Source organism: Streptomyces sp. NPDC002156 (assembly GCF_053593675.1).
Genome location: NZ_JBSFDA010000293.1, coordinates 1 through 6,933, shown reverse-complemented (window position 1 = coordinate 6,933; position 6,933 = coordinate 1). Strand labels below are relative to the sequence as shown.

The following is a 6,933-nucleotide window of genomic DNA, read 5'->3' as shown; positions in this document are numbered from 1 at the left end:
ACAAACATTCTTTCCCAACACTACGCTCTTCCTATCTGTCGTCCTCGTGGGTGCAGGAGGCGACCACGTGGTCGCCGGTGCGCCAGCGGCGCACGCCCTCGCCGACGCGGACGATGACGCCGGCCGCGTCGGAGCCCAGGACGTGGTAGGGCAGGTCGTGGCGGGCGGCGTGGCCGCCCTGGCGCGCGTACCGCTTGAGGAAGTCGAAGGTCGAGACCGGCTGGAAGGTGGCCGACCAGACGGTGTTGAAGTTGATGGAGCTGGCCATCACCGCCACCAGCACCTCGTCGGGCGCCAGGCTCGGCATGGGCACGGCGCCGACGTGCAGCGACTTGCGGACGTCACGGTCCTGGGCGTCGCCGAAGATGTCCGCTTCCTCGCCCCGGGTGTGGGCGGCGGTGTAGTGAGCGGGCAGCGGCTCCTGTTCGAGCCGCTCGGGGGCTGCGCCCGAAACCACGGCCTCGGCCAGCGAATCCATGCTGTTTCCTTTTCTTTTCCGGATCTCGGTCTTCCGGTTCTTGAGCGTTTCCTCAGATTCTTTCGAGTGCTGGCAGAACAGTAAGAACGTGAATCTTCGGAAGGGAACCCCTCATTTGCCCCCTACGAAGAGAACCCCTCATTTGCCCCCTACGAAGGCAACCTCTCATCCCCCATAGGGGGATGAGAGGCTGCGGGGGATCCCATTACGGAAAAGTGTTCAGACGCCTGCGGGTATCAGCTGGACGGGCATTTCGATAACGATGGTGTGCTTGTTCCAGGGCTGGTAGGTGGTCTTTCCGGCCGGGCGGATCTCCGCCACCCGCTCCAGCAGTTCCTCCAGCAGCAGCCGGACCTGGAGCCGGGCCACATCGCTGCCCAGGCAGTAGTGGTTGCCGTGGCCGAACGACATGTGCGGGTTGCTGGTCCGGCGGATGTCGAAGCGCGAGGGGTCCTCGAAGACTTCCTCGTCACGGTTGGCCGAGGGCCACCACAGCGAGACCTTCTCGCCCGCACGGATCTTGGTGTCGCCGATGCTCGCGTCGACGGTGGCGGTACGCCGGTTGTACTGGTTGGGCGGGGCGAAGCGCAGCAGTTCCTCGATGGCGCCCGGCATCAGGCTGCGGTCCTCGCGCAGCGCCCGCCACTGCTCGGGGTGCTGGGCCAGTGTCAGCAGGCCCCGGGCGAGGGTGTTCCGTGGCTGCTCGGCGCCGGTGAGGAGCAGCAGCAGGATGTTGGCGAACCGCTCGTGGTCGCTCAGCGCAGGCTCGCCCCCGGCCCCCGCCTCCTCGGGCAGCTCGCCGACCGCCAGCACCGAGGCCAGGTCCTCCTCGGGGGCGGCCTGCTTTCGCCGGATCAGCTCGCGCACGTACTGCTGGGTGGCAAGTATCGTCTCCTTGGAGTTCTCGGTCGGCAGGCCCGTACGGCGGTCGATGAAGCCGACAGAACGGTGGGCCCAGTCGGCGACCTTCGCCTGGTCCTCGTCGGGCACGCCGAGCAGCACGGCCATGCTGCGGTAGGCGTAGGGCTCGGTGATGTCGTTGGCGAGGTCGCAGGCGCCGTCGTGTGCCAGGGCCTGGTCCACCAGCCGGGTCGCGTTGGCCCGCAGGTCCGCCTCCAGCACGCTGGCGACCCTGTTGGTCACGGCCGGGCCCATCAGCTTCTTCAGCAGGTGGTGGCGCGGGTTGTCCTGCATCGCGACCATCGCGCCGGCCCGGTCGCCGTCGGGGATGTCGTCCAGCGCGGAGCCGCCGCCGGAACGGCCGCCGCCGCCCCGGGCGGAGAAGGTGTCCGGGTCGTCGGCCACGGCAGCGATGTCGGCGTGGCGGCTGACCACCCAGAAGCCCTCCTGGTCAGCGGTCTGGCCGGGGGGATGGAAGAGCACGGGAGCCTCCCGGCGCAGCCGGGAGAAGAGCCCGTAGGGGAAGCCCTCGTCGGTGGTGGCGAACCTGGCATGGTCGGTCAGGTCGAACCCGTTCAGAACGGGCGGCAGCAGGTCGATGGCACTGTCGGACATCGGAGGGGATCTCCCTTGGAGTTGTGGCCGGGGTCGTGGGGTTTCAGGGCCGGGTGAGCGAGGCCAGGCCGGAGCCGCCGAGCAGGGTGCGGCTGACCTTGGCGTGGTCGGGTTCCTGGGCGTCCGCGGCAGCCAGGCGGCGCCACAGCCCGGCGACGCGGTGGCGGGCCCCAGCACAGAAGACGTCCGCCAGCTCCTGGCGGGAGTCGGCCTCCCCGTCGGTGAGGCCCTCCGTCCGGGCCAGCACGGCGCACATGGCGAACAGCTCGGCGGAGACCCGGCCCAGCACCCGCAGCGTCTCCTGCCGGGCGAAGAGTTCCTCGGGATCGGAGCGGCGCGCGGTGAGGGCGGTGAGGGCCCGGTGCAGGCGGCGTATGCCCTGGGCCGCCGCGTCCCAGTGGCGGCGGTTGGCGGGGGAAAGACGGGCGCCGGTGGCGTCACAGGTGTCGGCGGGCCCCTCGGCGGCGCTCCCGGGGCGGGCGGCCAGATGCGCGATCAGCCGCCGGGTCGCCTGCATGTCGAGCAGGAAGTCGATGTTGCCCGAGATCCGCGGCCCCCGGGCATCCCGCAGCAGACGCTCCACGGGCAGCGGCGCCGCGCCCCGCTCGCGCTTGCTGGCCGCTGTCTCGAATCCCTCTGCGCCCAGCAGCGACACGGTACGGTCGGCGATCCGCCACGCGGTCACGGTGGCGAGGTTCTTGGTCACGACCCGCTCGAACCACCGGTCCGCCGGCCCGGCGTCCAGCAGGCACCAGCGCAGCACGCTGTCCATCGCGTACACGTCCGCCGCTGTCTGGGACACCAACCGCTGGATCAGGTCGTAGTCACCCAGCGCCCGGCCGTTGATGCTGCGGCGCGCCACGAACTCCACCGACGCCGCCAGACAGCGGCGGGCGATCGCCATGGAGGGGGCGGCGTTGAAGAACAGGGCGCTCTGCAGCGCGATCGCGCCGACCGGCGGCGGGAAGCCGGCCACGTCAGGGTCGCCGAGCAGCACATGTTCCCGGGGCACGCGCACCGCCTCACAGCGCAGCCCGGCGTTCGGCAGGCCCCTGCTGCCCATGAACCGCAGCCGCGCGGTGACGGAGAAGCCGGGGGTGTCCGCGTCGAAGAAGCACACCGCCATACGGCGGCTGCCTCCCTCCACCACCGTTGCCAGGACCGCGACCAGATCGGCCACGTCGCCGTTCCCGATGAACACCTTCTCGCCGTTGAGGAGGTACGCCGAGCCGTCCTCGGCGGGCGTGGCGGTCAGGCCCGGCCAGGCGTTGTTGGCGCCCTGCGGCTCGGTGCCGGCGAACGCCGAGATGGTGCCGGCGGCGACGCGGCTCGCGACCATCTCGCGCAGCGGGCCCTCGGGGAGCGCGGCCAGCAGCGCCGGGGCGCCGACGGCGTTCTGGATGGCCAGCACCTGACCGACAGCGGTGGAGTCCGCCGCGACGCGCTCCACCGCGCGGAAGGTGTTGAACACCGACAGCCCGCGGCCGCCCAGCCCGACGTCGTTGACCAGCCGGAAGTAGCCGTGGTCGCGCAGGTCGGCGAGGAGACCGTCAGGCAACTCCGCCGTCCGGTCGATCTCCTCCGGATCCACCCGGTCACCGACGAAGGCCGCGAGCTCTGCCGTGAGTTCGTCACCGGTTTTCCGGTCCAACTCCGCCTGTTCGGGAAATGGCCGCATCACATCCCAGCGGAGCCGCCCGGATTCGAGAATCGTGAGAAAAGTCGGGGCTGCGTTCACCGGTTCTTCCTTCCAACTCAGCCTGTTCGCGGCACGCTAAGTCGGACAAACCCCTAATGCCAACCCCAGAGAGTTCCGCAGGACCCCCTTACTCGGCTCAACGCAACGGGCTCTCCACGGAGACCGTCATCAGCCTTGAATCCCGGTCCATGGACTGGGGTGCGGGCTCCTCGCCGGCGGTACCGGGTGACGGCCCCCGCTGCCATGCCGCGGACCCTCGGCATGCCGGAAGTGGGCGGACCGGCCCCGCACGATCGGGTGATCCCGATGACGGCCGCGCGTTCCTCCATGCCCACGTACACCGATTCGTCGACGCGGACGTTGATCTGCTTCTTCGCCCCGGCTCCATCGCAGCGCTCCGTACAGGGCGCTACCGGGCAGGAAGCAGTACCTTGTCGAGCTCGTCCGTGGTGAGGGAGGGCGTGGGGAGACGGGACGCTGCGGGGTGGGTGCGCAGGCCGTCGAGGAGCAGGGCGAGCGGGCGGCGCCAGGCGGTGGGCGCGGTGGTGAGGAGTGCGGGCAGGGCTCGGCCCAGCACGGCGGTGGCGAAGAGCAGGTCCTCGCCAGTGGCATCGGGGCGGATCGTGCCCTGCCTCTGGCCCTGCCGGAGCAGGGCGTTGACGGTCCGGCGATGCTGTACGTGGATCAGCTCCAGGGTGGTCGCGCCTCCAGGCCAGGGGCCCGCCGGGCAACCGGCGCCGCGCTCGGTGGGCAGAGCCGCGAACACCGCGTACAGATAGTTCGTCAGACCTGTCCACGCGCTCTGGACGGCCAGAGCGCGATCGCCCGCTGTGATGATGTCGGTGAGCGTGCTGGAGTAGACCTCGTCGACGAGTGCCTCACGGTTGGGAAAGTGGCGGTAGAGCGTGGCGCTGCCCACGCCCGCCCGCCGGGCGATGCGGTCCAGCGAGGTATGCAGCCCCTCGGCGGTGAACGCATCGCGGGCGGCCTCCACCAGCAGTTCTCGGTTGCGCAGCGCATCACGTCGCCGGGGTGGTGGCCCGCCCGGCCGGTCCGCGGCCCAGGACCGGGGACACACCGCGGGCTGCTGGGTGCCGCTCATGTCGGCCTTCCGCCGTGCACGGTCGGCAGGAGGCCGACATGACGACGGCGAACCCTGTCGCGCCGCTGCGACGTCCGTAAGTCCATGCCCGCAGTATGCGAGAGGAGCCGCCTCCCGCGTGGGCGTATCCGGGCGACCGTGGTTCGCGTGAAGTGGCCCTGAGTTTCCGGCACTTGGGCGCTGGATGTCACGGCTTCACCTCGGTCAGTTCCAGGATTCCGCTCGCGACGCGGACGCCGGCCTGATCGATGCCGACCGACGCGGTCACCGTTCCCTGCTGCCCGGTCGCCGACACCGAGCAGGTGGCGGGCACGTCGGTTTCCACGAAGATGCCGAATTCGAGTTCGGCTCGGGTCAGTGCCGCCTCGCCCGTACGCAGACCCGAGTCCGCCGCGCTGCGCAGCGCGGACTGCCGCATGGCTTCGATGAGCAGCGATGCCGGCACGTGGTCGTAGTCCCGGTCGAAGAACGAAGGGTGGGACCGGTCCACCACCAGGGGAAACCGGTTGCGCCGCACGGCGGGCCCGATCACCACGTTGCCTCGGTCGTACCGCCCGACCAGCTCGGGCTCGATCGGCTGGGCCTTCGGCGCTCCGCCCGGGTCCGCGGCCCGCCGCGACCGCTGGTAGTCCCGGATCTCGCGGTAGGAGTCGCGGGGGAACAGGATGCTCCCGAACGAGAGCGTCATGGCCACTACCGGGCCGACGAAGAAGTCGCCCGCGATGTCGAGCGTGTCGCCGGTGCGCGTGACGCGTACCTTGATGACGCCTCGCAGCGGTGTGGTTCCGTCGGCACGGAACGCGTGCAACTCCTGGACAGCCAGCTTCAGTTGTTGCACGGCCGTCGGGGTGCCCCGCGGGACGCCGAGGTACTCGTGCCGTACCACGACGAACGCCTGCCGGAACGCCTCGATCACGACCGCGGGGTCGTGCCGGTGCGGCCGCTGGTCGGACCAGAGGGGGTGGTCGTGCGCCACCCGTACGGCGATCGCGAATCCCTCCGCGCCGGCCCGCGCGTGGTCGGTGACGAACACCTCACGGGCCGACCGCCGGTTCACCAGCACGGGCGGCACCAACTGGTCGAAGCCGAGGGTGGCGGCGGGATCGGTGGTCATTGCGGCCTCCCGGGCCGACGGCGCTCGTCCAGGACCTTGGCCAGTGAGCGGATCGTCGGGTTGTCGAAGATGTCGGTCATGCTGATGTGCAGGTCGGTCAACGCCTGCAGCCGGCCCCGCAGTTCCACGGCGGCCAGCGAGCCGAGTCCCCAGGCGACGATGTCGTCGTCGAGGCCGACTGTGCCGTGTGCGCCGAGCACGTCGCCGATGGCGGTGCGCACCGCGGTGATGATGTCGCTCGCCCGCTCGGTGGTGGCGTCCGTCGTGGCCGGTGCCGGCCAGAAGCGTTGCCGGGCGAAGGGGTAGGTGGGCAGGTCGACCCGTCGCGCGCCGGTTCCGGCGAACACCTCGGCCCAGTCGACCGCGCCGCCGGCCACGAACCTCTCGGCCGGGTCGCGCAGCGTGGTCCGTCCGATCACGGTGCCCGGCTGCGGTGCGTCGGTGAAGGCGCGCAGCCCCGTCAGCAGTTCGTCCCGGTCCGTGCCGAGCACGACGCCGCGGTGGGCGAACCGTGCCCGGGTGAGCAGGGTGAGTCCGACGTCCGCGGGGTCGATGTCCGAGTCCGTTCCCTCCAGGTACGCGAGCAGCCGGGTGGCCTGTGCGGCCAGTGCCTGCGGGGTCTTCGCCGAGAGCACCCAGGGCACGGCGGGCGCGGGGTGCCGGGGCGGGTCGGGGGCCGGCGGTGCCTGTTCGAGGATGATGTGGGCGTTGGTTCCGGAGATGCCGAACGACGAGACCGCGGCCCGGCGGGGCCGTCCGGTGTCCGGCCAGTCCTGGCTGCGGGTGGCCAGTTGGACGGCGCCCGTCGACCAGTCGATGTGCGGGTTGGGTGTGTCGGCGTGCAAGGTTGCGGGCACGGTGGCGTGGTCCATGGCCGTCACCATTTTGATCAGCCCGGCGATGCCTGCTGCGGCCTGGGCGTGTCCGATGTTGGATTTCAACGAGCCCAGGAGGAGTGGCCGGTGGGCGGGCCGGTCCTGTCCGTAGGTGGCCAGTACCGCGTGTGCCTCGATCGGGTCTCCCAG

At 70.9% G+C, this 6,933-nt stretch carries 5 protein-coding genes and 1 pseudogene; all 6 read right to left on the bottom strand.

Features of this window, described 5'->3' with window-relative positions:
• Positions 1 to 34: 34 nt before the first annotated feature.
• Positions 35 to 478, bottom strand: a pseudogene (locus tag ACWCRB_RS48295) (alcohol dehydrogenase catalytic domain-containing protein); the annotation flags it as partial.
• A gap of 219 nt (positions 479 to 697) precedes the next feature.
• Positions 698 to 1,993, bottom strand: coding sequence for a cytochrome P450 (locus tag ACWCRB_RS48290; RefSeq protein ID WP_451002141.1), 1,296 nt, complete (start codon positions 1,991 to 1,993; stop codon positions 698 to 700).
• A 43-nt stretch (positions 1,994 to 2,036) separates the two neighbouring features.
• A complete protein-coding gene (locus tag ACWCRB_RS48285; protein ID WP_451002140.1) occupies positions 2,037 to 3,731 on the bottom strand; it encodes an acyl-CoA dehydrogenase family protein in 1,695 nt (564 codons plus the stop codon).
• Between the two features lie 370 nt (positions 3,732 to 4,101).
• Entirely contained in the window at positions 4,102 to 4,794 is a 693-nt protein-coding gene (locus ACWCRB_RS48280) for a TetR/AcrR family transcriptional regulator (RefSeq protein WP_451002139.1), read from the bottom strand.
• Between the two features lie 187 nt (positions 4,795 to 4,981).
• Positions 4,982 to 5,908: an AfsA-related hotdog domain-containing protein gene (locus ACWCRB_RS48275; RefSeq protein ID WP_451002138.1), complete on the bottom strand. Its 927-nt coding sequence runs from the start codon at positions 5,906 to 5,908 to the stop codon at positions 4,982 to 4,984.
• The coding region (locus tag ACWCRB_RS48270; RefSeq protein ID WP_451002137.1) for a ketoacyl-synthetase C-terminal extension domain-containing protein at positions 5,905 to 6,933 on the bottom strand (1,029 nt) is incomplete at its 5' end. The genes ACWCRB_RS48270 and ACWCRB_RS48275, both read right to left, overlap by 4 nt.

Excerpts from the sequence above, each read along its gene's own strand:
- ACWCRB_RS48290 (WP_451002141.1), bottom strand. The coding sequence starts at position 1,993 with ATGTCCGACAGTGCCATCGACCTGCTGCCGCCCGTTCTGAACGGGTTC.
- ACWCRB_RS48280 (WP_451002139.1), bottom strand. The coding sequence starts at position 4,794 with ATGAGCGGCACCCAGCAGCCCGCGGTGTGTCCCCGGTCCTGGGCCGCG.
- ACWCRB_RS48275 (WP_451002138.1), bottom strand. The coding sequence starts at position 5,908 with ATGACCACCGATCCCGCCGCCACCCTCGGCTTCGACCAGTTGGTGCCG.